The 25787-nt window shown below is 69.4% G+C and carries 22 protein-coding genes; 11 read left to right on the forward strand and 11 right to left on the reverse strand.

Going from position 1 to position 25787, the window contains the following annotated elements; translation table 11 throughout:
• Window position 1: 1 nt before the first annotated feature.
• Window positions 2–1573: an aldehyde dehydrogenase gene (locus ACIBH4_RS30105; RefSeq protein ID WP_362768879.1), complete on the reverse strand. Its 1572-nt coding sequence runs from the start codon at window positions 1571–1573 to the stop codon at window positions 2–4.
• A gap of 649 nt (window positions 1574–2222) precedes the next feature.
• On the opposite strand from ACIBH4_RS30105, the gene modA reads away from it, so the two are divergent.
• The 4 genes from modA to ACIBH4_RS30125 all read left to right on the forward strand — a co-directional run bounded on the left by modA (window position 2223) and on the right by ACIBH4_RS30125 (window position 6477).
• The gene (gene modA / locus ACIBH4_RS30110) at window positions 2223–3014 is read left to right on the forward strand and encodes a molybdate ABC transporter substrate-binding protein (RefSeq protein WP_362518247.1); all 792 of its coding nucleotides are present in this window, start codon (window positions 2223–2225) and stop codon (window positions 3012–3014) included.
• A 289-nt stretch (window positions 3015–3303) separates the two neighbouring features.
• The gene (locus ACIBH4_RS30115; protein WP_362518250.1) at window positions 3304–3753 is read left to right on the forward strand and encodes a hypothetical protein; all 450 of its coding nucleotides are present in this window, start codon (window positions 3304–3306) and stop codon (window positions 3751–3753) included.
• A 136-nt stretch (window positions 3754–3889) separates the two neighbouring features.
• Window positions 3890–5203, forward strand: a complete 1314-nt coding sequence (locus ACIBH4_RS30120) for a PLP-dependent cysteine synthase family protein (protein WP_362768876.1) — start codon at window positions 3890–3892, stop codon at window positions 5201–5203.
• Window positions 5200–6477, forward strand: coding sequence for an MFS transporter (locus tag ACIBH4_RS30125; RefSeq protein ID WP_362768874.1), 1278 nt, complete (start codon window positions 5200–5202; stop codon window positions 6475–6477). The genes ACIBH4_RS30120 and ACIBH4_RS30125 overlap by 4 nt, the downstream gene beginning before the upstream one ends.
• Before the next feature lie 243 nt (window positions 6478–6720).
• Here ACIBH4_RS30125 and ACIBH4_RS30130 read toward each other — a convergent pair whose 3' ends face one another.
• From ACIBH4_RS30130 to ACIBH4_RS30145, 4 genes are all read right to left on the reverse strand, one after another.
• Entirely contained in the window at window positions 6721–7002 is a 282-nt protein-coding gene (locus ACIBH4_RS30130) for a metal-sensitive transcriptional regulator (RefSeq protein ID WP_350942464.1), read from the reverse strand.
• Between the two features lie 80 nt (window positions 7003–7082).
• Window positions 7083–7751 carry an isochorismatase family protein gene (locus ACIBH4_RS30135; RefSeq protein WP_362518265.1) on the reverse strand — a complete coding sequence of 223 codons (669 nt, stop codon included), beginning with the start codon at window positions 7749–7751 and terminating at the stop codon, window positions 7083–7085.
• 199 nt (window positions 7752–7950) lie between these two features.
• Window positions 7951–9099, reverse strand: a complete 1149-nt coding sequence (gene dhbC, locus ACIBH4_RS30140; protein ID WP_362518271.1) for an isochorismate synthase DhbC — start codon at window positions 9097–9099, stop codon at window positions 7951–7953.
• Window positions 9100–9183: 84 nt separating this feature from the next.
• Window positions 9184–9948: a 2,3-dihydro-2,3-dihydroxybenzoate dehydrogenase gene (locus tag ACIBH4_RS30145; RefSeq protein WP_362518276.1), complete on the reverse strand. Its 765-nt coding sequence runs from the start codon at window positions 9946–9948 to the stop codon at window positions 9184–9186.
• Window positions 9949–10354: 406 nt separating this feature from the next.
• Here ACIBH4_RS30145 and ACIBH4_RS30150 point away from each other — a divergent pair, with 406 nt between their 5' ends.
• Together ACIBH4_RS30150 and ACIBH4_RS30155 are read left to right on the forward strand one after the other, a co-directional pair.
• A complete protein-coding gene (locus tag ACIBH4_RS30150) occupies window positions 10355–11221 on the forward strand; it encodes a hypothetical protein (RefSeq protein WP_362518280.1) in 867 nt (288 codons plus the stop codon).
• Window positions 11222–12811: 1590 nt separating this feature from the next.
• The gene (locus ACIBH4_RS30155; protein WP_362518283.1) at window positions 12812–13153 is read left to right on the forward strand and encodes a hypothetical protein; all 342 of its coding nucleotides are present in this window, start codon (window positions 12812–12814) and stop codon (window positions 13151–13153) included.
• A 177-nt stretch (window positions 13154–13330) separates the two neighbouring features.
• Here the strand turns inward: ACIBH4_RS30155 and ACIBH4_RS30160 are convergent, their stop codons facing one another.
• Window positions 13331–13732 (reverse strand): hypothetical protein, encoded by a 402-nt coding sequence (locus ACIBH4_RS30160; protein WP_362518286.1) that lies wholly within the window; start codon window positions 13730–13732, stop codon window positions 13331–13333.
• Between the two features lie 334 nt (window positions 13733–14066).
• Between ACIBH4_RS30160 and ACIBH4_RS30165 the strand changes: the two genes are divergently transcribed.
• Window positions 14067–14951, forward strand: a complete 885-nt coding sequence (locus tag ACIBH4_RS30165) for a DUF4429 domain-containing protein (RefSeq protein ID WP_362518290.1) — start codon at window positions 14067–14069, stop codon at window positions 14949–14951.
• A 22-nt stretch (window positions 14952–14973) separates the two neighbouring features.
• On the opposite strand, the gene ACIBH4_RS30170 is transcribed toward ACIBH4_RS30165, so the two are convergent.
• Window positions 14974–15699, reverse strand: a complete 726-nt coding sequence (locus ACIBH4_RS30170) for an HNH endonuclease family protein (RefSeq protein WP_362518295.1) — start codon at window positions 15697–15699, stop codon at window positions 14974–14976.
• A 109-nt stretch (window positions 15700–15808) separates the two neighbouring features.
• On the reverse strand, window positions 15809–16477 hold the full coding sequence (locus ACIBH4_RS30175; protein ID WP_362518300.1) for a response regulator: 669 nt from the start codon (window positions 16475–16477) through the stop codon (window positions 15809–15811).
• 332 nt (window positions 16478–16809) lie between these two features.
• Between ACIBH4_RS30175 and ACIBH4_RS30180 the strand changes: the two genes are divergently transcribed.
• Both ACIBH4_RS30180 and ACIBH4_RS30185 read left to right on the forward strand, forming a co-directional pair.
• Complete coding sequence (locus ACIBH4_RS30180) at window positions 16810–17319, forward strand: hypothetical protein (protein WP_362768871.1); 510 nt, start codon at window positions 16810–16812, stop codon at window positions 17317–17319.
• A 171-nt stretch (window positions 17320–17490) separates the two neighbouring features.
• Window positions 17491–18714, forward strand: coding sequence for an MFS transporter (locus tag ACIBH4_RS30185; protein ID WP_362518308.1), 1224 nt, complete (start codon window positions 17491–17493; stop codon window positions 18712–18714).
• 121 nt (window positions 18715–18835) lie between these two features.
• On the opposite strand, the gene ACIBH4_RS30190 is transcribed toward ACIBH4_RS30185, so the two are convergent.
• On the reverse strand, window positions 18836–19582 hold the full coding sequence (locus ACIBH4_RS30190) for an MBL fold metallo-hydrolase (protein ID WP_362518312.1): 747 nt from the start codon (window positions 19580–19582) through the stop codon (window positions 18836–18838).
• A 303-nt stretch (window positions 19583–19885) separates the two neighbouring features.
• Here ACIBH4_RS30190 and ACIBH4_RS30195 point away from each other — a divergent pair, with 303 nt between their 5' ends.
• A complete protein-coding gene (locus tag ACIBH4_RS30195; protein ID WP_362518315.1) occupies window positions 19886–20716 on the forward strand; it encodes a putative RNA methyltransferase in 831 nt (276 codons plus the stop codon).
• A 180-nt stretch (window positions 20717–20896) separates the two neighbouring features.
• Here the strand turns inward: ACIBH4_RS30195 and ACIBH4_RS30200 are convergent, their stop codons facing one another.
• The gene (locus ACIBH4_RS30200; protein WP_362518318.1) at window positions 20897–22108 is read right to left on the reverse strand and encodes an RNA-guided endonuclease TnpB family protein; all 1212 of its coding nucleotides are present in this window, start codon (window positions 22106–22108) and stop codon (window positions 20897–20899) included.
• A 104-nt stretch (window positions 22109–22212) separates the two neighbouring features.
• Here ACIBH4_RS30200 and ACIBH4_RS30205 point away from each other — a divergent pair, with 104 nt between their 5' ends.
• Window positions 22213–23979 (forward strand): prolyl oligopeptidase family serine peptidase, encoded by a 1767-nt coding sequence (locus tag ACIBH4_RS30205; protein WP_362518321.1) that lies wholly within the window; start codon window positions 22213–22215, stop codon window positions 23977–23979.
• 232 nt (window positions 23980–24211) lie between these two features.
• On the opposite strand, the gene ACIBH4_RS30210 is transcribed toward ACIBH4_RS30205, so the two are convergent.
• On the reverse strand, window positions 24212–25750 hold the full coding sequence (locus tag ACIBH4_RS30210; protein WP_362518324.1) for a PP2C family protein-serine/threonine phosphatase: 1539 nt from the start codon (window positions 25748–25750) through the stop codon (window positions 24212–24214).
• Window positions 25751–25787 lie beyond the last annotated feature (37 nt).

The raw sequence follows: 25787 nt of genomic DNA on the forward strand, positions 1-25787 counted from the left end.
CTCAGTCCGCCGGGCGGATGACGCTGACGCCCTGCAGGCGGGTGGTGCGCAGCATGGGGTGGCTCGCCTCTCCGAAGGCACCGCCGGTGAGACCGGGCCCGCCCTGATTGGGCAGGAAGGGCAGGAAGCCACTGTGCGAATCATTGATCTTCAGGTTGCCGCCGTTGACGACCCCCTCCAGGAACCGCTCGATCGTCGAGGTCCCGGTCGACCAGACGGAGTTACGCAGGCCGTACGCGTTGGTGTTCACGAAGGCCAGCACCTCCTCCAGGAGAGCCTCGTCATCCGTCCCGGCGTCGGGGACGATGATCGGCAGAAGCGGGAAGAAGGTCTCGTCGCGGACCACCGAGAGCGACCTGGCGTTGCCGAGCCCGTCGACACGGACGATGCTCGGCTCGACGAAGAACCCCGTCTCGGACGGTGATCCGTCCACTTCGAGGCGACGGCCACCGTGGACGAGCTTCGCACCCTTGGAAAGGGCCTCCCCCAGGCAGCCGAAGAACCAGTCGACCCCCAGAACCGGGGTGAGCACCACACCGACCTCGTCCGGGTATCCCGGCTGGATCCTCCGGGTGGCCACGACCAGCCGCTCGATGAGCTCGTCCGCGATCGCCGGATGGACGACCACCTGGTTGGGCACGTTGCAGATCTGGCCGGAGTTCATGAAGAACTGGGTGAGGGTCTCCACCGTGGCGTCCAGGTCGGCGTCGTGCCACACCACGCAGCAGTCGTTGCCCGCGAGTTCCAGGATCGGCTTCTTACCCGCGGCGATGCAGTCGGCCTCGAACTCAAGCCCCTTCTTGCTGCCCCCGAAGTAGAGGACGTCGTCGACGTGCTCGCTCGCCATCCAGGCGTCGAGCATGGGCGGCCCGCAGAGGGCGTTGAGCGTTCCCGGCGGCGCTCCCGCCTCTTCGAGCACCGGCGCCACGATCTCCCGCATCGCGTACATGCAGCTGAGAGCGACCCCCCGCGGTGCGCGTACCACCACGGCGTTGCCCGCGATGAGGGAGGTGAGGCCGTTCAGCGCGTTGACCGCCGCGGCGTTCTGGGGCGGGTTGATGCAGACGACCCCGTCCGGAACGCGACGCAGGATCATCTCACGGTCGCCGTCCCATCGGCGGAACTCCATCTGCTCGGCGCACCATTCGAGGGTCTCCCGGCTCCAACTGGTGTACGGGAGCCCGCCGATCATGCCTTGGGCCGCGGAGCGCGGTGTGCCCTCGGCGACGAGGATCTCGACGAGGGGGTCGAGGTGCTCAAGCATCCTTTTCGCGATGCGGCGTCCGATCTCGATTCGCTCGCCGAGCGGAACGCGTCTCCATTCCGGGGCGGCGCCGGCGGCCGATTCCAGGGCGAGGGCCGTCATGCTCTCGTCGGCGACGACGCACGCCCCCACGACACGTTCCCCCACGGTGTGCGAATCGGTGATTCCCAGATCGAGATCACGCTTGAGCCCCAAGGTGGGGAAGGTGTCCTCGATGAGGGCCCGAGCGGTGAGCGTGTGAACAAGCTGGGCGTTCTCGCCGGTGACATCTCGGCCGCAGATGTAAGCGGGATATATCCCAAATTTCACATTTCCTCCTTCGCTCGATATGACCACGGCTGATATTCACGCTATGTGCGGTAATAGCAGTGGAGCAATGGGCGTGTCATAAGGGCTTCTTATGAAGCCCAAGAGCCATTTCTTATCGAGTTCGGGCCGACCAGGGGCTGGGCCGCTGTTCACCGAGCAGGGCACCGCCGCCCAAGGGGGACCGCCGGACCTTCCACTCACCACCCCGCCGATCCGTCCGGCACCCCATCCGTCCGACATCCCATGCATCCGGCACCCCGCTCGTCCGACACCCCATGCACCCGACGCCCCGCTCGCCCAACATCCCGTTCATCCGGCACCCCCCTTTCCGCCCAGCCCCCGCCCGTCCGCCCTCCTTTCCGCCGGGCGCGGGGTTCGCGGGTCGGCGTGATCACGAAGGCCCCATCTGGCGCGAACCTGCGCGCGGCACACCCCCTCCCATCCATCCCGCCCATGCCACTATGTCCCGTTCAGCACGTTCCGTTCGGTTCCACTTCGCCGATATGGATTGTCCTCGCATGTGCGATGACAAAGCGATCAATACCGCATGACTGCCAGGCTATTTAGCCATTAGGGCATGAATATGCGAAGGTAGGGTGATTGTTCGCGATGTTTCGGCTCAGCACGGTGAGCCGGTAAGGAGCCCTCGTTGTTCAGGCGTCTTCCCCGGTGGGCCGTCGCGGTCCCCCTCGCCCTCACGCTGGCTGCCACCCTGTCCGGCTGCGGCTCCAGCGAACCGCCCCCCACCACGGCCTCCTCCGGCGACGGGACCACGACGCTGACGGTGCTCGCCGCCGCGTCGCTGACCGGCACGTTCACCGAACTGGGAAAAGCCTTCGAAGTCGCGCACCCGGACATGACGGTGCGTTTCAGCTTCGGCTCCAGCGCCACCCTGGCCCAGCAGATCGTCGCGGGCGCCCCGGCCGACGTCTTCGCCGCCGCCAGCCCGGCCACGATGAAGACCGTCACCGACGCCTCCCTCGCCACCGGCCCAACCACCTTCGCGCGCAACATCCTCCAGATCGCCGTCCCTGCCGACAACCCGGCCAAGGTCGACGACCTGGCCGACCTGGCCGACCCGAAGGTCAAGGTCGCCCTCTGCGCCGAGCAGGTGCCCTGCGGTGCCGCCGCGGTCAAGGCCCTGGACGCCGCCGGCCTCAAGGTCACCCCCGTCACCCTGGAGCAGGACGTCAAGGCCACCCTCACCAAGGTCGGGCTCGGCGAGGTCGACGCCGCCCTCGTCTACAGGACCGACGTCATCGCCTCCGGCGGCAAGGTCCAGGGCATCGACTTCCCCGAGGCCGAAAAGGCGATCAACGACTACCCGATCGCGGCCCTGTCCGGCGCACCCGCCCCCGAAGCGGCGAAGCGGTTCGTCGACCTCGTGCTGTCACAGCAGGGTAAGGACGTACTGACCAAGGCCGGTTTCCAAACACCCTGACCGCTGCCACGACACCCTCCGTGACGCGACATCCCCGCGCCCACCCGTACGGGAAACCCTGCGCGGGGCGCGCGTCCGGCGTCTCGCCCGCGCCGTCGAGGACCTTCTCCACCTCGATCCCGGCCCTCGCGAGGCCGGCGAAGCGGATCCGCCGAGATACCTCACACCGGCATCACCGGGCCCTCTGCCCCCATAACTACCCATCTAGCGCCCTTTAGCGACATAAAGTAACCCCCCGGAGTCGAGCGACAGCAGACGGTAATGTACGTTTGTGGTCATGATCGTGTCGATGCGACGAGTCGCGCAGCGCGGAGGCGTCACCCTCGCGCTGGGACTGGCCGTGCTCGGCGCCGTCATATTGATGCATCTGGCACTGTGCGTCGTAACCCCCGCACACCGGGGGCACTTCCACGCACCCGGCCATCGGTCACCGGCCGCCGCGACCGCTGTCACCGCCGCGGGGCATCTCACCGCGATCGGCGCGGAGGTGCCCGCGGATCACGTACCGTGCCCGGCGCCACCACCCACCGAGGAGGATCACCACCTGTGCGGGGCGGCGGCCGGAGCGCAGATCACCGGTACGCGTGCCCCGGTGCCGACCGGCCCGGTCATCGGTGGCCCGGTGGCCGTCGACGAGGCCCCGGCACCCTCGCCGTCGCCCGCGTGGCGCCGCGCGCGGCCGGTCCGCCCGCCCCCGGGTGCGGTGTTACTCCTTCTCAAATCCGTTTCCCGTATATAGCCCGCCCCGCGGGCCCGCTCGTCAACGACTCCGCACTCCTCACGAGGCTCCTCGCGAGTTCCTCATGAGCGGTAGAGCCGTCGCTCAAGCGTGCCCAGAAGCGAGTTGATCACATCGCATCCAGGGGAAACGGATCATGACATACACACTTAATTCACCACAGGTAGCGGCCGACCGGCCGCAGATCGACACCGCCTCACTCGGCCGGCTGATCACCGGGGCCACCTGCCACACTCCCGAGCACGTGGTCGGCAACACCCCCGTGCTCTGGGTTCCCGAGATCGCCTCGGGGCTGGGGCACGGATTCTGGGCGAAGTTGGAAGGCGGCAACCCCGGCGGGATCAAGGACCGCTCCGCGCTCTACATCGTCGAGCGGGCGCGCGAGCGCGGCCTGCTGCGACCGGGAGCACCCATCGTGGAGTCCACCAGCGGGACCTTCGGGCTGGGCCTGGCGCTGGCCGGCATCGTGCACGGCCACCCGGTGACGCTGGTGACCGACCCGGGCATGGAACCGCTGATGCACCGGTTGCTGTCGGCCTACGGGGCCCGCGTCGTCGTCGTCACCGAACCGCATCCGGTGGGCGGCTGGCAGCAGGCCCGTCGGCAGCGCGTGCGGGAACTGCTCGGCGAGCACCCGGACGCCTACTGCCCCGACCAGTACAACAACCCCGACAACGTCGCCGCCTACGCGGGACTCGCCGTTGAGCTGGCTGGTCAGCTCGGGCGGATCGACGTCCTGGTATGCAGTGTGGGCACCGGTGGCCACAGCGCCGGCGTTCATCGCGCGCTCCGGCGCTTCTATCCCGACCTGCGGCTCGTCGGCGTCGACACGATCGGCTCGACCATCTTCGGCCAGCCCGCGCGCTCGCGGCTCATGCGCGGCCTGGGCAGCAGCATCCACCCGCGCAACGTGGCGTACGAGGCCTTCGGGGAGGTGCACTGGGTCGCGCCCGCGGAGGCGGTCTGGGCCTGCCGGCGGCTGGCCGCGCTGCGGTACGCCACCGGCGGCTGGAGCGTCGGCGCGGTGGCCCTGGTGGCGTCCTGGCTCGCCCGCACGCTGCCCGGACACACCCGGATAGCGGCGATCTTCCCCGACGGTCCGCACCGCTACTTCGACACGGTCTTCAACGACGACTACTGCGCGGAACGCGGCCTGCTCGGCGCGCCCCCGACGACGGACCCCGACGAGATCACCCATCCGGCCGAACGCGAGGTGACGCGCTGGACGCGATGCGCGACCGTGCCCGCCCCGGTCACCTTCCCGAGAGACGGCGATGCCTTCCAGAAAGACGGCGACGTCTCCCTGGAAAAGCGGGTCGCCTTCCCCGAAGACAGTGTCGTCTTCCCGGGAGACGGCGTCGTGGAAACGTCGTCGGCCGCCGCGGAAGACGGCGCCCGCGCCGAGGTCGTCGCCGTCGAGGAGACAACCGGGAAAGGTGGCCCCCGGTGAGAGGCACCGTCGCCCTGGCCCGCTCCTTCGACCGGCCGGTGAGACTGCTGCTGATCAACCAGCTCACCATCAACACCGGCTTCTACATGCTGATGCCCTATCTGGCCGGTCACCTGTCGGGAACGCTGGCACTGCCGGCCGCACTGGTCGGCCTGGTCCTGGGCATCCGCAACCTCAGCCAGCAGGGCATGTTCCTGGTCGGCGGTACCCTCGCCGACAGGCTCGGCCACAAGCCCATGATCGTCGCGGGCTGCGGGCTGCGCACGGTGGCGTTCCTGCTGCTCGCCGTGGCCGACTCCCTGCCCGCGCTGGTGGTCGCCTCGGCCCTGACCGGGTTCGCCGGCGCGCTGTTCAACCCCGCCGTACGGGCCTACCTCGCCCGCGAGGCCGGGGCGCGCAAGGTCGAGGCGTTCGCCGTGTTCAACGCCTTCTCCCAGGTCGGCATCCTCATCGGACCGCTCGTCGGCCTGCTGCTCAACGCGGTGGCCTTCAGGCTCGTCTGCCTGGTCGCGGGCGTGATGTTCGCGATCCTGACGGTCGCACAGACGCGAGCCCTGCCCGCGGGAGCCGCTCCGGAGGGCGAGGAGGGGCGAGGCGTGCTGCCGGCCTGGCGCGAGGTGGTCGGTGACCGGCCGTTCCTGCTGTTCTCCCTGGCCATGATCGGCTCCTACGTGCTGAACTTCCAGATCTACCTGGGGCTGCCGCTGGAGATCCGCCGGGCGACGGGCGGTGAGCTGGGAATCACCCTCGTGTTCGCCGTCTCGGCGGTGATGACCCTGGCGGGCCAGGCCCGTCTCACGACGTGGGCGACCCGGCGGTGGCGACCGCCGCAGGCCATCGCGTGGGGCCTGGTCCTGATGGGACTCGCCTTCGTCCCTCTCGCCCTGGCCGCCCCCTGGGCGGGCACCGCCGTCGTGCCGTCCGGCGGAGCCGCCCTGATGCTCACGCTCGTCCCCGTCCTGGGGACCACGGTGCTGCTCAGCCTGGCCACCATGATCATCTATCCGTTCGAGATGGCGACCGTCGCCACCTTCGGAGGCCGGGACATGGTGGGGACGTACTACGGGCTCTACAGCACCCTGGCCGGCGTCGGTATCGCCGTGGGCAACCTGCTCACCGGGTCGGCCCTGGATCTGGGTACGCGGGTCGGTCTGCCGAGCCTGCCGTGGCTGGTCCTGGCACTGATCGGCCTCGGCTGTGCCACGGCCGTCGCCGTTCTGGATCGATCGGGGCGCCTGGCGACCCCGCCGAGGGCTGCCCCGGCGACGGCGTGAGGCACCAGAGGCCGGTCCGGCCCTGACGATCGGCGGGGGCGGGGGACCATCTCACCGAGATTCCGTACTTCCCCGTCCCCGCGGTCCCCGCCGGTCGTCAGGGGTCGGCGCTCGGCCGCGGCGGACGACGGTGCGATCAGGAGGAGTCGTCCGGTACGCGTGCGTCCGGCCTGTTCGGCCCTCGACCCACCGGCGCCATCCGTCACGACGCGCTCAGGAACGGCGCCGCCCGTCACGGCCCGCTCAGGAACGGACAAGGCGGGCGATCGCGTCGGACGCCTCCCTCACCTTCTCCTCGGCCTCGGCTCCCCCCTTGGCCGTGGCCTCGGCCACGCAGTGCGCCAGGTGCTCCTCCAACAGGGACAGCGCGAAGGACTGCAGTGCCCGGTTGGCCGCCGACACCTGGGTGAGGATGTCGATGCAGTACTTGTCCTCCTCGACCATCCGCTGCAGGCCCCGGACCTGCCCCTCGATCCGACGCAGCCGCCGCACATGGTCCTGCTTGTTGGCGGTGTATCCGTACATCTCGCCCCCTCCGCTCGGCTTCCCCTGCGAAAGAATACCCCCCGCTAGTATTCAAGGCAGCCTCGCCGTTCGTGCCCGGCCTACATGCCGCCGACCATCTCGGCGGGCGGCGGCACCGGCTCCCACCCGCCCACCAGCCCACGGGTGGTGATCGTGACCGCGCAGCGTTGCGCGGCGTACGTGAGGGCCATGGCGTGATGTTCCGGGGAGAAGTCGGCGACGGCATCGGCGACGAGGAACGGCTGAAGGTCCTGCATGAAGGCGTCGCAGGCGGTCATGAGGCAGCCGATGTGCGCGTAGACACCGCAGACGATGATCTGGTCGCGCCCCATCGCGTCCATCCGGGTACGCAGGTCGGTCCTGTGGAAGGCGCTGTAGCGCCACTTGGTGAGCAGGATGTCGGATTCCGAGGGAAGGAGGCTCGCGACGATCTCGCTCTCGCGAAGACCGGCGATGCCCGCTCCCCAGAAGTCCTGGAGCAGGCCGCGCTCATGCCTGCTCTGGCCGCCGGGCTGCACCGAGTAGACGACGGGAACCCCCAGCCCCGCGCAGACGTCGCGCAGGAGACCGATGTTGGCGATGAGCCCGGTCAGCGGGGAGGCGTCGGCGGTGAAGGGGGCGAGGAAGTAGTTCTGCATGTCGTGGACCAGCAGGATGGCGCGGCGCGGATCAGGGCGCCAGCTCACCCGGTTCTCGGGCAGGTCGTTCTCCCTCGGCAGCGGGTAGGAGGCGATCTGGGGAAGGGCCACGGGCGCTGTCTCCTTTCCTCGGTTTTCGTCGGGTTTCCTGCGGCTTTTCTGCGGCTTTTCTGCGGTTTCCCTGCGGTGACGGAACCTTCTCGCGGTGGCGAACCGCCTCCCGCGACGGTGAACCTCTTCCGTGACGGCGAGTCGTCTCCCCGTGGCGGATCATCGCCCGTGACGGCGGATCGCTGCCCGTACCGGCGGGTCAGCGGTCCTGGTCCAGGCCGACGGCGCGGAGCATGGTCTGGAACTTGGCGGTGGTCTCGGCGAACTCGGTCTCCGGTACCGACCCCGCGACGATCCCCGCGCCCGCGAACAGCCTCAGGGTCTGGTCGGCGATCTCGGCGCAGCGGATGGTCACGACCCATTCGCCGTCGCCCGTCGCGTCACCCCACCCGACCAGGCCGGCGTACAGACCGCGGTCGAACGACTCGATCTCCTCGATGGCCTCGCGCGCGGCGCCCGCGGGCGTGCCGCAGACGGCGGGGGTGGGGTGCAGCACGGTGGCCAGTTCCAGCGAGGTGACCGCCGGGTCGTCCAGCACGCCGGTGATCCGGGTCGACAGGTGCCACATGGAGGCGGTGGACAGCGGCGAGGGCCCGGCGGGGACGGACAGCTTCCTGCAGTACGGGCGCAACGTCTCCACGATGCTCTCGATCACCAGGGCGTGCTCGCGGAGGTCCTTGTCCGAGGCGAGCAGAGCGCGGGCCCGTTCGCGGTCGACGACGGGGTCGGGGTGGCGGGGCGCGGACCCCGCGAGCGGGTTCGTCGTGATCCGGCGGCCCCAGCGGGAGACGAGGAGTTCGGGACTGGCTCCCAGGAGGGTGCGGGCCGTGTCATCGCTCGACGGCAGGTCGACCGCGTAACCATAGGCCTGCGGGTCGCGCCGGACGAGGTTGCGCAGGATACGGCCTACGTCGACGGGGACGCCCATGGTGATGTCCAGGGTCCGGGCCAGCACGATTTTCTGGAGCTCTCCGGCGGTCAGCTTGGCCAGCGCCTTCTCCACACCGCGCATGTAGTCGTCGGAATCGGAGACCGGACCGACCCCGGTGAACGTCCCCGTGATCCGCTCGGGAGCGGCGGAGATGCCGGTCGGCGGACTCGTCCAGCAGACGGTGGCGGGCACCAGCAGGCGCGCGGGACGATCGTCGCGGAAGGGAACCGCGCCCACCACCACGGGGTTGGGGTGACCGGAATCCCGCGCGTCGCGCAGGGCCGAGGCGACGCGACCCTGCAGGCTCGTCGTCCCGGAATCGGGGACCTCCTGGACCACCCCTCTGGCGAGCAGGGTCCTGGTCGGCGAGGTGAAGAAGAAGGTACCGGGCTCGTAATCTCCCAGAAGGTCGGGCATTCGAGACATGGTCATGGTGTCGTTTGACGACATGGCTAAGAGGTCTCCTGTCGGGAGAAATCCAGGAACGGGGGGTGTGCCGTACTACGACCGGAGCGTGGCGCCCCCGTCGACGTACAGGTCCTGCATGGTGATGTGCCTGGCACGGTCGGAGGCCAGGAAGAGGACGGCGTCCGCGATGTCGGCGGGATCGGCCAGCCTGCCGAGGGGGATGCCCACCCGGAAACTGGCCGGCGAGCCGTCGATGACCGTCCTGGCGTCGTGGCCGCCGGTCCACAGGGCACGCTGCATGGGAGTGTCGGTGGAGCCGGGCGACACCACGTTGCAGCGGATGCCGTACGGTGCCAGCTCCAGGCCGAGGCACTTGGTGAACTGCGCGGCCGCGGCCTTGGAGGCGGCGTAGGCCGACATGTTGGTCCGGGGCACGCCCGCGGCGTTGGATCCCACGGTGACGATCGCCCCGGATCTGCGGGGGATCATCCGGCGGGCGACCGCGCGGGACAGGTGGAAGACTCCGCCGGTGTTGACGGCGAACGTGCGAGCCCAGTCGTCGTCGCTGATGGCGACGACGGGTCCCGAGCAGAGCACTCCTGCGACGTTGACGAGCAGCTCGATCGGGCCGAGATCGGCCTCGACCCGCGCGACCACGTCGTCGACGGCGGCGCTGTCGGTGACCTGGCAGGGGTAGGCGACCGCGACGCCGAGGCCGGCGGCGACCCGCGCGACCCGCTCGGCGTTCACGTCGAGCGCGGCGACACGTGTGCCCGTCGCCGTCAGGGCTCGCGCCACCGCCTCGCCGATGCCCTGTGCCGCACCGGTGACCACGGCCACCGCGCCTTCCATCACCATGCCTTCACCGTCTCTCGCCGCCGTCGCGCTCCCGTCGCCCTCGCCACGGTCCGCCTGTATCGGTAGGCAGGCTAGCTCCATCACTTTAGGTCGCGCAGCAAAAACTTATAGTTACTTTTCACAGATCAGGAGGACATCGCGGAGGTTAGTGGGACCACTCCGGACTGCGGGCCGCTGCGAGCGAGGGAGCCCTGAGCGGGCGGATCGTCCCCCGGTGACGGCTTTCCGGGGAGAAGCGGTCTCCCCTGCTCCCGCCCAGCTGAAGGGCGGATTCGACGCGTTTACAGATAGTCAACATCGCGTCAATCGCTATGACCTACCATCATCCTTCGTGACAAGTCAGGATATTTCAGAGCGACAGGTATATATCCCCCCTGCGCCTCCCGCCGAAACCTCCGCGGAGCCCGTGGAACCCACGGAGGAGGGCAGCGGCGTGCTGGCGATGATCGAGCGCATCGGCTCGATCATCGTCCCGATCGGCGTCGCGTTCTACGCCGTCCTCTACCTCGGCGTCGAGCAGATGTACGGCGTGTTCGGCATCAGCCCGCAGCAGGCGGGAATCGACCAGTCCGTCCTGCTCGGCCGGTTGATGGGGACGCTGATCCTGCTCCTGCTCGTCATCGCGCCGCTTCTCGGCCTCGTCGTCGGGGTGGGCTGGCTCGCCGACAAGGTGACCCGCGGCGCGGTCGGAAAGGCCATGACGGCCGTACGGCGCCGCCCCTGGGTGGCCGCCCTGATCGCCGCGCTGTGGTGCGGCGCGACCTACTGGGGTCTGCTGAGCCTCGTGGGCGACCTCGAAATCGCCGCCATGGTCGTCGTCGCGGTGGGGCTGGGCGTGCTGACGTTCCTGGTGCCGTTCCGGCTGCTGCGCCGCAAGCCCGTCGGCCGCGCCGGCATGAAGGTGCTCACCGGCGCCCTCACGGGCATCGGCCTCGGATTCCTGCTGATCCTGCAGATGGCCCTGGGCGCGATCGAGATGCAGGAGACGGGGCGGGCCAACGACCTCCTCCCCTACGTCGGCTTCCAGGACCAGTGGGCCGTCATCAAGAACGCCGACGACGACAAGCCCCTCTACGACGGCCGGTGGATGATGCTGCTCGGCGAGAGCCAGGGCACCTACGTCTTCTACGACTGCGACAAGCTGGAGACCTTCCGGCGCCCGATCGACGGCACGCTCCTCGGCAACCTCCAACTGCAGCCGGAGCGAGAGGCGGGCTACAAGTGCGGCACGCTCGCCGAGCAGGGCCAGACGCAGGCGAGCGAGAGCCAGTAGACACAACCGGTGAACACATCCGAGAGGACGTCCACCGGCTCACCCACAGCATCTGCCGGCGGCGGGACCGGCGCTCCCGGTCCCGCCGGGGACGGCACGACGCGCGTCACGAATTTTGACCCGAATAATCATCTCAAAAATCATTACGGGCAATAAAAAAGGCCTCGACTCGGATATGCGAATCGAGAGAGCCGCCATCTGCCGCGGCCACGGGCGGGGAATCAAACAACCTGGACATATCCCCGCCATTGACGAATCCGTTTAAACCTTCTTAACGAGGGTCGCGCTTTGCCATGTCGATCATCGGGTAACTCCTGCTTGCCGCCATCGTCGCGGTTCAAGCAATCCGATTCCCTGAAATCACAAAAGACATGGAATGCGATGACTTTTAGCGGTAGAAAACGGGCTCAAAACATTAATTCCAGCCAACGTGCTCGAAACCGGTCCGTCGCGACAACAGCAATCGGTGCCGTTCTGGCACTTTCCTGCCAGGCACCGGCCGGCGCCGTGACCGAGACCACGGGAGTCGTTCTCCTCAACACGCGAGCCGCAGGTAGCGAGACCATCCCGGTCGGGAGGACGATCGGCGCGCCCGGGGGCGCGAGTTTCTCCCTGATCGGAGCCCTCGGGCGGGAAGACTGCAAGTGCCAGGGGCAGCACTGCGTGTGCGACCGCGATCGTCCCGGCAAGAATCGGGGCAGCGGGAAGAGCAGGAGCGGCCGGGACCGCGGCAAGAAATCGTCGAGTCTCGAACTGCCATCGGAATCGGCGATCCCGGCGAATCCCGCTAAAGAAAATCCCGCCAAAACGGATCTTCCAGATGCTCCACTCGATCCGCTCAGCCTACCCGGCCCGGCTAAACCGGCCAAACCGGCGGGGCCCGCGAAACCAGCGGGACCTGCCAAACCAGCCGACCCAGCGAAACCAGTCGGCCCCGCGAAACCGGCGGGACCCGGGGGGACGGCAGGCCCGGCAAATCCGGCAGGACCCGCAATTCTGGTGGGCCCCGCAGGCCCGGCCGGTCCGGCAGGCTCCAAGGGAGTTTCGGGTCCCGCAGGACCGACGGGAGCGACGGGAGCGAAGGGTGACACCGGTGCCCCCGGCCTTCCCGGGGCACCGGGCCCGGCGGGCGCGATGGGACCCGCGGGCGCGACGGGTGCCACCGGTCCTGCGGGGCCGATGGGACCTGCGGGACCGATCGGCCCTCAGGGACCGGATGGGCTCACCGGACCGATCGGCCCTGAAGGACCCGCGGGTCCGGCGGGTCCCCAGGGACTCGCGGGACCGGTAGGGCCGATCGGTCCTGAAGGACCGGTGGGACCGATCGGCCCTGAAGGACCTGCGGGGCCGATCGGCCCTGAAGGACCTGTCGGCCTCGTCGGGCCGATGGGCCCGGAAGGACCGGTCGGCGCCCCCGGGCCCACGGGTGCGGACGGCGCTCCGGGACCCGTGGGGCCGGCCGGCGAACCTGGCGCCACCGGACCGGTGGGCCCGACCGGCGCCACCGGAGCCGCGGGCGAGCCTGGAGCACCTGGCCCCGAGGGACCCGCGGGACCGATCGGCCCCGCGGCGCCGACCTCCGCCGTCTCGGTGTCGTACCTGCTTTTCGAACCGATCACCGCGTCGGTCAGGAACGACGGGACGGCACAACTCCGCGATCCGCGCACGACTCCGCTCTGGCACGATCTTTCGAAGATCCCCGGTCATCCCACCGACGTGGTGGACCTCGCGACGACGATCCTCCATGACGGCGCCCTTCCGTACCTTCACCTCACGGTCCAGAGTTCGTCCGGTCAGGTCGCCCGGACGAAGTGTCTTCTCGGGCGGCCGGTTCCGCGAACGGGGGGCTTCTTCGCTCCGGGAACGCCTCTCGGGCCTCCCGCCTACCCGGCGAACTGCGACAAGTTCACCAACGAGACACCGCCGCTCTGAACCTCTCCGAGTTCCGAGCCTGACAAATGAAAGAATTGTCGTTAAAAGAGAATGCCGTACCCGGCATCGGCCGGGCGCGGCATTCTCCTGTCGAATGCCGCGAACGATGTCGAATCCCTCGAATACCCATGAACTCCCGTTCCCCACGATCACACGGCCCTCGGGCCGTGGAGCGCGTCAGTTGCGGGCGAGGACCAGACGCGAGGGGTCTTCTCCGGGCAGCGGGACGCGGAGGCGGCGCCTGGCTGCGACCATCCGGCACCCGGCGGCGCACGCGTTCGCACCCAGCGCGACGACGGCGAACAGGCCGAGGCGGAGCAGGTCCTGCCTGCCGAAGCTGAGCTCCCCGGCACCGTTGACCAGGAATCCGGTACCGAAGAACCACGCCATGACGGCCGTCGCCAGCGCGACCCCGGCCCGGACCCCGCGGGCGGCGTAGGCGCACACGGCGATCGCCATGATCAGTACGCGGCCGGTGGTCTCCGCCGGAGCGAGGAGCAGCGAGGCGGTCGCGGCCGTGGCGACGACGGTGACGAACCCCCCGGCGAGCGAGAACCCCACCGGTTCGATCCCGGACATCACACCTACCCCCTCCGCATAACGGACATTTATTGCCGAATAGGCATTTATCGAGGGGGTGGGCCTCCGCCCCTCCATGAAATCCCGGGAAATGCCCGAACGCCAATGTCGGTATCTTTTCTTCACCCTTTCCTGACGCTCCTTTACGCCGTTCTCGTCCGCGGTCGGCTCCGGCGGGCGCCCGCCGGAAGCTTCTTTGCGGCGACAAGGCGCACACGGGTGGAGAGTCCGAAGATGACCGGAGCTTTCGTGCCGGGACGATGGAGAACCGGTCTGGGGTGACTCAACCCACTCGATTGCGAGCATCCCGTGCCCTCTGCCATACGATCGCCATATGGCGGAGGTCATGGTGCGCGACGGGACTTGGACGTTCGACGGCGAGATCCTGCGGATCGTGCCCGGCCGTGACCGGAGCGTGAAGAAACTGCGGCAGTTGCTGGGAGAGGTGCGGGTGCCGCTGGAGGCGGTGGCCGGCATCGCGTACGAGCCCGGTAAGAAGGGCGGCAGGCTGCGACTGCGCCTGCGGGAGGGCGCCGACCCGTTCAGCCAGGCGGCGCGCGGTCGGATCGCCGACGCCGCCGACCCCTACCAGCTGGTCGTCGACACCGACCGCATCGGCGCCGCCGAGTATTTCGTCACCGAGGTACGCAACGCGCTGGTGATCGAGCAGGTGCCGGACGGTCCCTCGGAGCGCTACCTCATGCCCGGCCCCGAACTGCCCGTGGTGGTCCCGGCGGGCGACGGCACGGCCACGTTCGACGGTGAGTCGATCCGTCTTGAATGGAACTGGGCCGCGGAGGGGGTCAAGAAGTCGGCGGGTTCCCAGCGGTTCGCGCTGAAGGACCTGAACGGCGTGGAGTGGGTTCCGGCCACGGGCATGGAGAACGGCTGCCTCCGTTTCCATGTGAAGGGCACGGCACCCCACAAATTCGCTCCCAAGCACGACCCGAACTGCCTGGTCCTGTGGGGATTCGACAAGGAGATCCGCACGACGGCCCTGCTCGTCGCCGCCGTTCTCGCCAGGCTGCCGCACCCCTCGGACGCTTACCCACCTCCCGCCGAACCCCTCTCGATCGAGGCCTCCACGGCACCCGCCGCCGGCGACGACCCGGACTCGCTCCTGCGCCGCCTGCGCGAGCTGGGCGACCTGCACAGGGACGGCATCCTCACCGACGAGGAGTTCACCACCGCCAAGCAGGCCCTGATCCGCCGCTTCTGACCTCAGGGCGGCCGCGCGGAGGTCACCTGCACCGGGCGAGCATGACCTTCTTGTCCGCGCGGGTGACCGGCAGGTTGTATTTCAGGGCGACCTGGGCGAAGCGGACGACGTAGGCGCAGCGGACCCCGCGTACGGGAGGGAGCCAGGACGCCGGTCCCGAGCCGCCCTTCGCCTCGTTGGCGGCGCCGTACACCGGGATGAGGTTGAGCGGGTCATTGGCGATGCGCTTCCGCTTGGACATCGGCCAGCGGGAGGCTCCCATCCGCCACCCGTAGGAGAGCGGGACCACGTGGTCGACCTGGATCTCATCGGAGCGCTTCTTGGTCCAGCGGACGATCCGGCCGGTGTAGGGGTCGCGCAACTTCATGGAGACGACCACGCAGTCGGACCCTCGGCGGTAGCGCACGTCCTCGCCGTCGCGGGCCAGCAGGTCGTCGCGGGTACGGCAGCCGTTGCGCGCGTACGGCACCCCTTTGGCGGTGTCGGCCCAGTTCTCGCCGAACCTGGTCCTGCTGTAGCCGGCCTTGGAGCCCATCGGCCTGACCCGGAGTCTCCCGATCAGCCTGACGGCGGCTCCCCGATCCCCGGCCGATCTGACGGGCGCCAGGCCGGGACCCACGCCGTCCGGATTGTCCAGTGGTGCGACCCGGGCAGGCGCGGCCCTCGCACGCGTGTCCTCACCCTGCGTCGACAATGAGAAGAGCACCGCGGCGCCGAGCATCACGGTGACCACCCCCCGCGTGCTCAACCATGCCTCCAGAAAAGGTCTACGGACTCACGCCTGACCGATTCCCGGTCATCTCATGGTTGACACGGGGGTGTCCGCTGGTTGAGACCGAGTCCGGCGAAGGGGCAGGTCAGGGCTGGAAGCGGTAGCCCATGCCCGGTTCGGTGAGCAGGTGGACCGGGTGGGCGGGGTCGCGCTCCAGCTTCTTGCGCATCTGGGCCATGTACTGGCGAAGGTAGTTGGTCTCCTTGCCGTAGGCGGCGCCCCAGACGTCGTTCAGCAGACGGCGCTGGGTGATCAGCTTGCCGGGGTTACGGGCCAGGATCTCCAGCAGGCGCCACTCGGTGGGTGTCAGCCGCACGCCACCGGAGACGGTCTTGCCCACCAGGTCCACCTCGTGCTCGCCGATCACGAACCGGGCCGGTTCCTCCTCGGTGGCGGAGACCCTGCGCGACACCGCGCGGATCCTGGCGAGCAGCTCGTCGACGCCGAACGGCTTGATGACGTAGTCGTCCGCGCCCGCGTCCAGGGCCTCCACCTTGTCGTGGCTCTCGGCCCTGCCGGACAGCACGATGATCGGGACACTCGTCCAGCCGCGCAGCCCGTGGATGACGTCCACCCCGTCCATGTCGGGCAGGCCGAGGTCGAGCACGACCAGGTCGGGATGCCAGTCGGCGGCCTGGCGCAGGGCGGCGGCACCGTCGTCCGCCACGGCCACCTCGTACCGGCGCGCGGCCAGGTTGATGCGCAGCGCCCGCAGGAGCTGGGGTTCGTCGTCGACGACGAGGATGCGCGTCACGGGGTCCTCCTCGGTCGAGACCAGGCTACGGCGGCGACTCCCCGGCTGATCAGGTGCCCCGGTGAACGGAACGAGGCCGGGGAGCGGTCGAGCACCGTGAAGTCCAGCCAGGAGGGGCCCGGTGGGTACGCACCGAAAAGCCGCGTCCCACGCCGATAACGGTGATATCGAGCTAAATGTCGATATCAGTGGCACCTTCAGGAAGCTTGTCCGTCATATTCTTCGACGCCCATCGGGATCCGATGAATAATCCCGCTCGCCCAGGGCAGCAAGGGCTACCACAACAGCCCAAGCCTGAGGTGAGGTCACACATGATAGCGCTGGGACTTCTCTTGATCGTAGTCGCGGGTGCGGCCGTGATCGCGGTCTCCTGGGACGAGACCACGACATCGACCGCCACCGCTTCGTTCACGGTCTTCGACCGCCTGTTCCAGCTGTCCCAGCTGGAGCTCTTCTTCGCGGGTGTCGCCACGGGAGCGGTTTTCCTGCTCGGCATGGGAATGGTGTTCGCGGGTATGCGACGCTCGGCCGCGCACCGCCGCAGGCTCCGTGCCTCGCGGATGGAGGCGCGTGACCGTGTCACCCGCCTGGAGGAGGAGAAGCGGGAGCTGGAGCGCAAGCTCGAAGAGTCTCCCAAGACTCCCGCGGCCGCCACGACTCCCGTGGCCCCTGCCGCCTCCGCCGCTCCCGCGACCGCCTCGGCCCCCGTGGTCGACCGCGACCGCGACGGCGTCGACGACCGTGTCGAGGACACCGCACCCCACCCCCGGGTCGACGTGCCCCGTCAGGCCTCCACCGACCAGCTCGTGGCCGGTCGTCACGGGCGCTCGGACCACCGCTAGCACCACGCCTTCCTCAGCCGGTGCGACCACGGGGGTCGCACCGGCTGAGGCATGCCCGGACCCCTTTCACCGCCCTCCGGACCGCGGGAGGACCGTTCAGAGAAAAGCCGTTCCCGGGTCCTCACGACCCCGCTCGTATTGTTAAAACCCCCAAAAAGTAATATTCCCCCCATGACACCACGGTCTAGGGCGATTCTCTTCTGGGCCACCGGTGTGCTCGCCTACATCGTCGCCGTCTTCCACCGGCAGTCGCTGGGTGTGGCGGGCATCGAGGCGGCGGCGAGGCTCGACGTCGGCGCGGCGGGACTCTCGATCCTGGCCATGTGCCAGTTGCTGGTCTACGCGGGCATGCAGGTGCCCGTGGGGGTGCTCGTCGACCGGCTCGGTTCCAAGCGGATGCTGATCGTGGGGGCCGTGGTGATGGCCTGCGGCGAGCTCGTCTTCGCCCTCGCAGGAGGACTGCTACCGGGGATCGCCGGGCGGACGCTGATCGGGTGCGGGGACGCGATGACGTTCATCAGCGTGATCAGGCTGGTCCGCCTCTCCTTCCCCGCCCACCGCAACCCGCTGATGGTCCAGCTCACCGGCCTGCTCGGCCAGCTGGGCGCGATCGCCTCCGCGGTGCCCCTCATCTACTCCCTGCACACCTACGGCTGGACGCCGACCTTCCTGATCGCCGCCGTCGTGGGCGTGGTCTCGGCGTTCCTGCTGATCACGGTCCTGCGCGACACCCTCCCCGAGGTCGCGGGGCAGCCACCGAGCCTGAAGGCGGCCTGGGCCGAACCGGGCACCCGGCTGGGCATGTGGACCCACGCGGCCACCCAGTGCTCGGCCGCGGCCTTCCTGCTGCTGTGGGGATATCCGTTCCTGGTCCAGGGGCAGGGGCTCACCCCCTCGACGGCGGGGGTGCTGCTCACCACGCTGACCCTGTGCGGCATGGTGTGCGGGCCGCTGCTCGGCTATCTCGCCGGACGGTTCCCCTTCCACCGCTCCCGGATGGTGTTCGTCGTGATCGGCAGCACCGCGGGGGTGTGGACCGCCGTACTGCTCTGGCCGGGGCGGGCACCACTCTGGCTGCTGGTCGTGCTCGTGGCGGTGCTGGCGGCCAACGGGCCGGGGTCGATGATCGGCTTCGACTACGCCAGGACCTTCAACCCGGCCACCCGGATCGGCGCGGCCACCGGCATCGTGAACGGCGGCGGTTTCGTCGCGTCCATACTGGTGATCGCCCTGATCGGAATCACCCTCGACCTCAGGGGCGACAACGGCCTGGACGCCTTCCGCTGGGCCCTCGCCACGCAGTACCCGATCTGGGCACTGGGCACCTTCCAGGTCATCCGCTACCGGCGCAAGGCACGCCGGAACCTGCTCGCGGCTCCCCGGACGACCCCCTGACAACCTCTCCGGTACGGCGAAGACCGCGCCTGAGCCGGAACACCGGCTCAGGCGCGCGCACCCCTCGTGCTCGTCCTCCCCTGGCGCCTCCGGTGTGGACGGACCTTCCGAAGGGCTCGGTTCAGACGATCCTGGTGAAGGGCTCGGCGAAGTGGGCGGTGCCGATCATCCCGCCCTCCGCCCTGACCTTGTCGAGCAGCTCCACCCGCGTGACAATGGCGAGCTCGGGATCGGCGTCGTAGAGGTAGGGCACTCGCGGATCCTCCAGTTGCACCGGATGCAGCACCACGTCGCCGGTCAGCACCAGATCGCCGACCTGGACGACCTGGTGGCCCGGGGTGTGCCCCGGCGTGAGCAGCACCCGGATGCCGGGCAGCACCTCCGCCCCGCCGTCCACCGCCTGTACCCGATCGCCCAGTGGCCGGACGACGCGGTCGAGGACCTCCTCGCCCGCCGCGTCGATCTCGGCGCGCTGCAGAAGGTGCCGGGCGTTGGCGAAGACCGGCGCCCCCGCGATCACCGCGCCGCTCGCGTGGTCGCTGTGCAGGTGCGTGATGACCACGGCGTCCACCTCCTCGGGAGCCGTCCCCACCCGGGCCAGCTCCGCGCCCAGGGAGCCCGGCACCGGTGCCCAGCTCGCCGCGAGCGAGTCACGGGGGCCGATGCCGGTGTCGACCAGCACCGTACGGCCCGCCTCGTCGCGCAGCAGATAGCAGTGGAAGTGCAGGATCCACCCGTCCGACTCGCCGTGACAGCCGCCGGGGAACATCTGCGCCATCGGGCGCCGGATCGACTCGCCCATCGCCCCCACCGCGTCACACAGCGGGAACACCTCGACCCCGGCAACCGTTATAGACCGATGTAGCATCCGCTCTCCTGTTCGGGATGAGGCAACGGTGCTACCGTAATACCGGGCGTGACGCACCGCTGGCTAGGCCGCGTGCGATGATCCGCCCCCGTTTCTCGCTTCTCTCTCACCGCCCCTGTCCCAGGCGTGCGGTCCCCATCTCTTGTGAAGAGGCAGCAGGCGCTGGAGCTTCTCACCGGCAGGCTCAGCGAGACCCCGTCCGACGCGGCCTTTCTCCAGCAGATCCAGCAGACCACCTGAGCCTGTGCGACCTCCCGCTCATCATGACAATTCACCCTCGGCGCGGCGCGAGATGATGGGGAGATGCTGGACGATGTCGTCGAACACCTCGCCTGCCCGGTCTGCCGCGGTTCCCTGGAGCTCGAAGAGCGGGTCCTGAGGTGCGCCCTGGGGCACGGCTTCGACGTGGCCAGGCAGGGATACGTCAGCCTGCTGACCGGGTCGCGGGTGCCGGGAACGGCCGACAGCGCGGCCATGGTGGCGGCCAGGGACGCGTTCCTCGGCGCCGGGCACTACGCCCCTCTGACGGAGGCGGTGGCCGCTGCCTGCCGCACCGGCGCGAAGGTGGTGGCGGACGCCGGGGCCGGGACGGGTCACTATCTCGCGCGGGCGCTCGACGGGCTGCCCGGAGCCGCGGGGGTGGCACTGGACGTCTCCAAGCACGCGATCAGGCGGGCCGCGCGGGCACATGCCCGGGTGGGGGCGGTGGTGGCCGATGTGTGGCGGCCACTGCCGTTGCAAGATGGCACGATAGATGTGCTTCTCAATGTGTTTGCCCCTAGAAATGGGGCAGAGTTCGCACGAGTGCTTAAGGGGGACGGTGAGCTCGTAGTGGTCACGCCTACCCCGCGGCACCTCGCGCCACTGGTGGAGCGGCTGGGGCTCCTGTCGGTGGACGATTCGAAGGAGCGGCGGGTGACGGAAAGCCTGAACGAGCACTTCGTCGAGACGGATCGAAGCCTTCTCGCGTTCGAGATGCGCCTGGGGCACGACGCGGTCGAGGCGGTCGTGGGAATGGGACCCAGCGCCTGGCATACGGATACGGAAGTTATGCGAGGCAGGATCGGAGGGCTTCCGGAAATGAGCCCCGTGGAGGCTTCTTTTCGTATGTCTACCTTTAAGCGTCGCCGGTGAGCAAGCCGTGTGCTTGACAGTCACCTTCGAGACACCTGTTACTGATGTGACTTTTAGTCCGAAATTCCCAGACATTCCCCAAGAAATTAGCCGGTGAAGACGACATACTGGACCGCAATTCAGCAAGCCCGCGCCCGGGCGCGAGAAGCTGACGCCTTGACGGAGGGAAGCGCCACTTGACTACTCCCCGCCCTGAAGGACGGGGATTCCAGCCCTCGCGGGCCGGGGTTCCTGTTTCGTCGGCGACCGCACCCGGGAGGACCCGGAATGTCTGACGTCACCTCCGCAGGCAGACACGGCAAGACCTGCCGCCAGGATGTTCTTCGCGGCGTTGACGTCCCGGTCGTGCCGGGTGCCGCAGGACGGGCACTGCCACGTCCGGGTGCCGAGGGAAAGTCGGGCGAGCAGGTGCCCGCACGCCGAGCAGGTCTTCGAGCTGGGATACCAGCGGTCGATCACGATCAGGTGGCGGCCGTGTTCGGTCGCTTTGTACTCCAGCATGCGGCGGAAGGTGCCCCACCCGCTGTCGGAGATCGCTTTGGCCAGGGACCGGTTGCGGACCATGTTCTTCACGGCGAGGTCTTCGATCACGATGACGTCGTGGTCGCGCACCAGTCGCGTCGAGGTGCGGTGCAGGAAGTCGGTGCGGGAGGCGCGGACCTTGCGGTGCGCGCGGGCGACCTTCGCCTTGGCCTTGGCCCGGTTGGCGCTGCCGCGCTGCTTGCGGGCCATGCGCCGCTGGTAGCGGGCCAGGTTGCGTTCCCGTTTGGCCAGGTGACGCGGATTGGCGATCTTCTCGCCGTCGGAGGTGACGGCGAAGTCCTTCACACCGACGTCCACCCCCACCATCGTGCCGGTCGCCGGAGCCTGCTCGGGGTCGTCGACGTCGACGGCGAAGGAGGCGTACCAGCGTCCGCACGCCTCGCGCGAGACGGTGACCGTGGTCGGGTCGATGCTCGCCGGGTCAACGTCGGGCCAGGACCACACGAACGCGAGCGGGGTGTCCGTCTTCGCCAGGAACAGTCGCCCGTCGCGGTAGCGGAACCCCGACCGGGTGTACTCGGCGCTTTGTCGCCCGGTGCGGGACTTGTAGCGCGGGTATCGGGCGCGTCCGGCGAAGAAGTTGGTGAAGGCGACCTGCTGGTGGCGGATGGCCTGCTGCAGCGGAACCGACGACACCTCGTTCAGCCACGCCAGCTCGTCGGTGGCCTTCATCGCCGTCAGGTAGGCGTTGGCCTGGGTGAAGTTCGTTGTGGCCCGCTCGCCGCGGTAGCGGGCGTGCCGCCAGGCCAGGGTCCGGTTCCACACCACGCGTACACAACCGAACGTGCGGCTCAACATGGCCGCCTGCTCAGGGGTGGGGTAGGCCCGCACCTTGTACGCCGTACGCACGTCCGGACCTTATCGGAACGCATGGCAGGCGATAGGCGTTACGGTGCCATGCCCCGTTTCCTCCCGGCCCTGAAAGACCGGGTCTCCACGCTCAAGGAGTTCAGATGAAGGCGGAGGAGCGCTGGCAGGCCAGGTTCCGCGCGCCGCGCGCGACGTTGCCCGTGTGGGCCGGCCAGGCTCCCAGCCGGTCCGTCTACCGCAGCAACGCCTCGGGGGCGTGGGAGGTCTACGCCTGGGACCGTGCGGGCGGCTCCACCCGCCCTGCGACCTCCCGGCCCAAGGGCACCTCATACGGCGCGATCGATCCCACCGGGCAGTGGATCTGGTGGTTCGACGACACCGACGGCGACGAGTGGGGCCGGTGGATGCGCCAGCCCTTCTACGGCGGCCCCGACCAGCCGATCGACCTCGACCCCGGCTTCCCCGCCGGGCTCGGACTCGCCGCGACGGGCGAGGCGGTCATCGGCATGGCCAGGCCGGGTCAGGGCTTCACCATCCATCTCGTGCAGCCGGGCGAACCCGCACGGACGATCTACGAGCACGCCGAGGCGGCCGCCGTCTCCGCGGTCTCCCCGGACGGCTCGCTGATCGCGATCAGTCACAGCGAGCACGGCGACGCCCGGCACCCCGGGCTGCGCGTGCTCCGGCGCAACGGAGCGGTCGTCGGCGACCTGCACGACGGCCCCGGCAAGGGGCTCATCGGCCTGCGCTTCGCCCCGGTGTCCGGAGACCGCCGCCTGCTCACCCTGCACGAGCGCAGGGGCCGCCGCGAGCCCCTCGTCTGGGACCCCCAGACCGGCGAGCAGCGGGAGATCTGGCTGCGCGACCCGGGCGAGATCACCGCCGACTGGTACGACGACGGCCGCTCGCTGCTCGTCGTACGAGGCAACCGGGGCCGCACCTACCTGACCCGCTACGACCTTCCCGGCGGCGGCTTCTTCCCGATCGAGACCCAGCACGGCGTGATCGACGCCGCCGCGCCCCGCCCCGACGGCTCCGTCGAGTACTCCTGGTCCAGCGGCGCCCACCCGCCGTTGATCCGATCGACCAGCGGCCACGTGGTCATGAACCACGGCGGCCCCACCTCACCCCCGTCGGTCCCGGTCGAGGACGTGGACGTGGAAGGACCCGGCGGCCGCATCCACTCCCTGGTCTCGCGTCCCGAGCGCGGCTCCGGCCCCTTCCCCACGGTCTTCATGCTGCACGGAGGGCCCACCGCGCAGGACGACGACTCCTTCGTGCCCCAGGTGGCCGCCTGGGTGGATCACGGCTTCGCGGTCGTGCGGGTCAACTACCGGGGGTCCACCGGCTACGGTTCCGCCTGGCGCAACGCCCTCCACGGCGACGTCGGGCACATCGAGCTGGCCGACGTGGCCGCCGTCAGGGACGCCCTGGTCGACCGCGGCGTCTGCGATCCCGACCGGCTGGTGCTGTCCGGCGCCTCCTGGGGCGGCTACCTCACGCTGCTCGGCCTGGGCACCCAGCCCAAGATGTGGGCGGCGGGCATCGCCACGGTGCCGATCGCCGACCACATCGCCGCCTACAAGGAGGAGACGGAGGCGCTGCGCTCCTACCACCGTGCGCTGATCGGCGGCTCACCCGAGGAACAGCGCGAGCGGTACGTGAACAGCTCACCGATCACCTACGTCGACCAGGTCGAGGCGCCGGTCCTCATCCTCGCCGGGGAGAACGACCCGCGCTGCCCGATCGGGCAGATCGAGGCGTACGTGGCCCGGCTCGCCGAGCGCGACCACGAGCACAGGGTGTACCGCTACGACGCGGGCCACGGCTCCCTGGTCGTCTCCGAGCGCATCGCGCAGATGTCGGCACAGCTGGAGTTCGCCAGAAAACACGTGAAGACCAATATTTAACGCACATCCCCTATCGGAGGGCGACGGTTTCCCCTCGGAAGAGGTGACGGCCCTCCCCTGAAGGGGGATGGCCACCCGTGCAGTGACGACGGTTTCCCCGTGAAGACGGTTTCCCCGTGAAAAGGTGACGGCCTTCCCCTTGAAGGGGTGATGGCCTCCCATGAGGTGACGACGGCCCTGCCCGGCCGGTGAGAGGGCCGGTGGACGGGCTCCGACCGGTCGGCGGTCCCCGTCAGCGGGCCCGCAGGACCACGATCGCCATGTCGTCGGCGCTCGGCTCGGGGGCGAAGTCCTGGACCGCGCGGCGGATCCGCTCGGCGACCGCCCGCGCCGACAACCCCACGCACTCGGCCAGCAGCTTGGCGAGCCCCGCGTCGTCGTCGAGCAGTCGCCCGTCCCTGCGGCGCTCGGTCACCCCGTCGGTCACCGCGAGAAGCACGTCACCGGGGTCGAGGTGGACGAGCTCCGCCTTGAAGGTCGCCTCGGGGAAGACCCCGAGCAGCGACTGGGAGGTCACCACGGCCTCCACGACACCGTTGGGCCGCAACCGCAGCGCCTCCGGGTGCCCCGCGGAGACCATCGCCACGTCCAGGCCGCTCGGCACGGGCGTGATCTCCCCGTGCAGCAGCGTCAGGAAGCGGGCACGATCACCCTCGTCCAGGATCGCCTGGTTGAGGCGTTCGAGAACGGCCGCCACCCCGTACCCCTCCCGCGCGAGCAGGCGCAGGGTGTGGCGGGCCAGACCGGTCACCGCGGCGGCCTCGGGGCCGGTCCCGCAGACGTCGCCCACCGCGAACCGCCAGGAGCTGTCACCGGCCGCGAAAAGATCGTAGAAGTCGCCGCCGACCTCGTTGGTCTCCCCCGCGGGCTCGTAGACCACGGCGGGGTCGAGACCGGGGATCTCGCCCGGCTCGTCGGGAGGGAGCAGGCTGCGCTGCAGTGCCCGGTTCGCCGCCGCCTGGGTGGCGTACAGCAGGGCGTTGTCGAGGGCGAGCGCGGCGCGGCGGCCGATGTCCTCGGCGTACTGGAACACGTCCTCGGCGAACCGGTCGGGCCGACCCAGGCACATCGCGCCCAGCGTGCGCCCGCGCGCCAGGAGCGGGATGACCAGCACCTGCGAGTCGGCGAGCTGCATGGAACCGCCGCCCTGCGGGATCTGGACGTCGGCGAGCTCCTCCCTGAGCTCGTCGATGCGCCGCTCGTCGGTGTGCCAGAGGTAGGCTGGACGCTGCGGACCGCCGCCGTTGCTCCACGTATAGACGGCACACCAGGTGGCGAGCCGCGGCACCACGATCTGCGAGATGATCGCGGGCACCATGTCGGGGTCGAGAGTGCCTGCCAGCAGGTCGCTCGCGTCGGCGAGAAAACCCATCCATATCGGTCCACGACTGGGCTCTTCCGTGGCCCACTCCGAGGACGGACGCCCGGAGGAGCCGGCCAGCCGGATCTTGGCCCAGTGCGTGCGTTGCTGACCGGCGAAGGTGACACCCCACTCCTCCACCGGCACGGACGGTGCGCCGGGGCTCTCGGCGGGAGCCTGCCTCTGGCGCACCTCGATCCGCAGGCCATCACCCAGATGGCTCCAGACGATCTCGAAGGGAACGTCCGTGACCTGCGACGACAGGTCGGCGGCCAGCCGTTCGGCGACCGCCAGAACGGACGCGGCGGCCCAGGCGGTCATCACCTCGATGGTGAACCGCCTGGCGGCAGGGACGGCCGTGTCTCCTGGGGCGAAGGTCGCCGCCAGAACGGCGCGGGGAGCACTGGTCACTGTTCCGTGACTACCACACTTCCCGTTGACATGGGGT

The sequence above is a fragment of the Streptosporangium sp. NPDC050284 genome (assembly GCF_044459525.1).
Taxonomy (GTDB): Bacteria; Actinomycetota; Actinomycetes; order Streptosporangiales; family Streptosporangiaceae; genus Streptosporangium.

Coding starts and splice junctions, on each gene's coding strand:
- ACIBH4_RS30205 (WP_362518321.1), top strand. CDS start 22,213: ATGAAGGCGGAGGAGCGCTGGCAGGCCAGGTTCCGCGCGCCGCGCGCG.
- ACIBH4_RS30165 (WP_362518290.1), top strand. CDS start 14,067: ATGGCGGAGGTCATGGTGCGCGACGGGACTTGGACGTTCGACGGCGAG.
- ACIBH4_RS30130 (WP_350942464.1), bottom strand. CDS start 7,002: ATGTACGGATACACCGCCAACAAGCAGGACCATGTGCGGCGGCTGCGT.
- ACIBH4_RS30145 (WP_362518276.1), bottom strand. CDS start 9,948: ATGGTGATGGAAGGCGCGGTGGCCGTGGTCACCGGTGCGGCACAGGGC.
- ACIBH4_RS30185 (WP_362518308.1), top strand. CDS start 17,491: ATGACACCACGGTCTAGGGCGATTCTCTTCTGGGCCACCGGTGTGCTC.
- ACIBH4_RS30115 (WP_362518250.1), top strand. CDS start 3,304: ATGCGACGAGTCGCGCAGCGCGGAGGCGTCACCCTCGCGCTGGGACTG.
- ACIBH4_RS30190 (WP_362518312.1), bottom strand. CDS start 19,582: ATGCTACATCGGTCTATAACGGTTGCCGGGGTCGAGGTGTTCCCGCTG.
- dhbC (WP_362518271.1), bottom strand. CDS start 9,099: ATGCCCGACCTTCTGGGAGATTACGAGCCCGGTACCTTCTTCTTCACC.
- ACIBH4_RS30120 (WP_362768876.1), top strand. CDS start 3,890: ATGACATACACACTTAATTCACCACAGGTAGCGGCCGACCGGCCGCAG.
- ACIBH4_RS30195 (WP_362518315.1), top strand. CDS start 19,886: ATGCTGGACGATGTCGTCGAACACCTCGCCTGCCCGGTCTGCCGCGGT.
- ACIBH4_RS30160 (WP_362518286.1), bottom strand. CDS start 13,732: ATGTCCGGGATCGAACCGGTGGGGTTCTCGCTCGCCGGGGGGTTCGTC.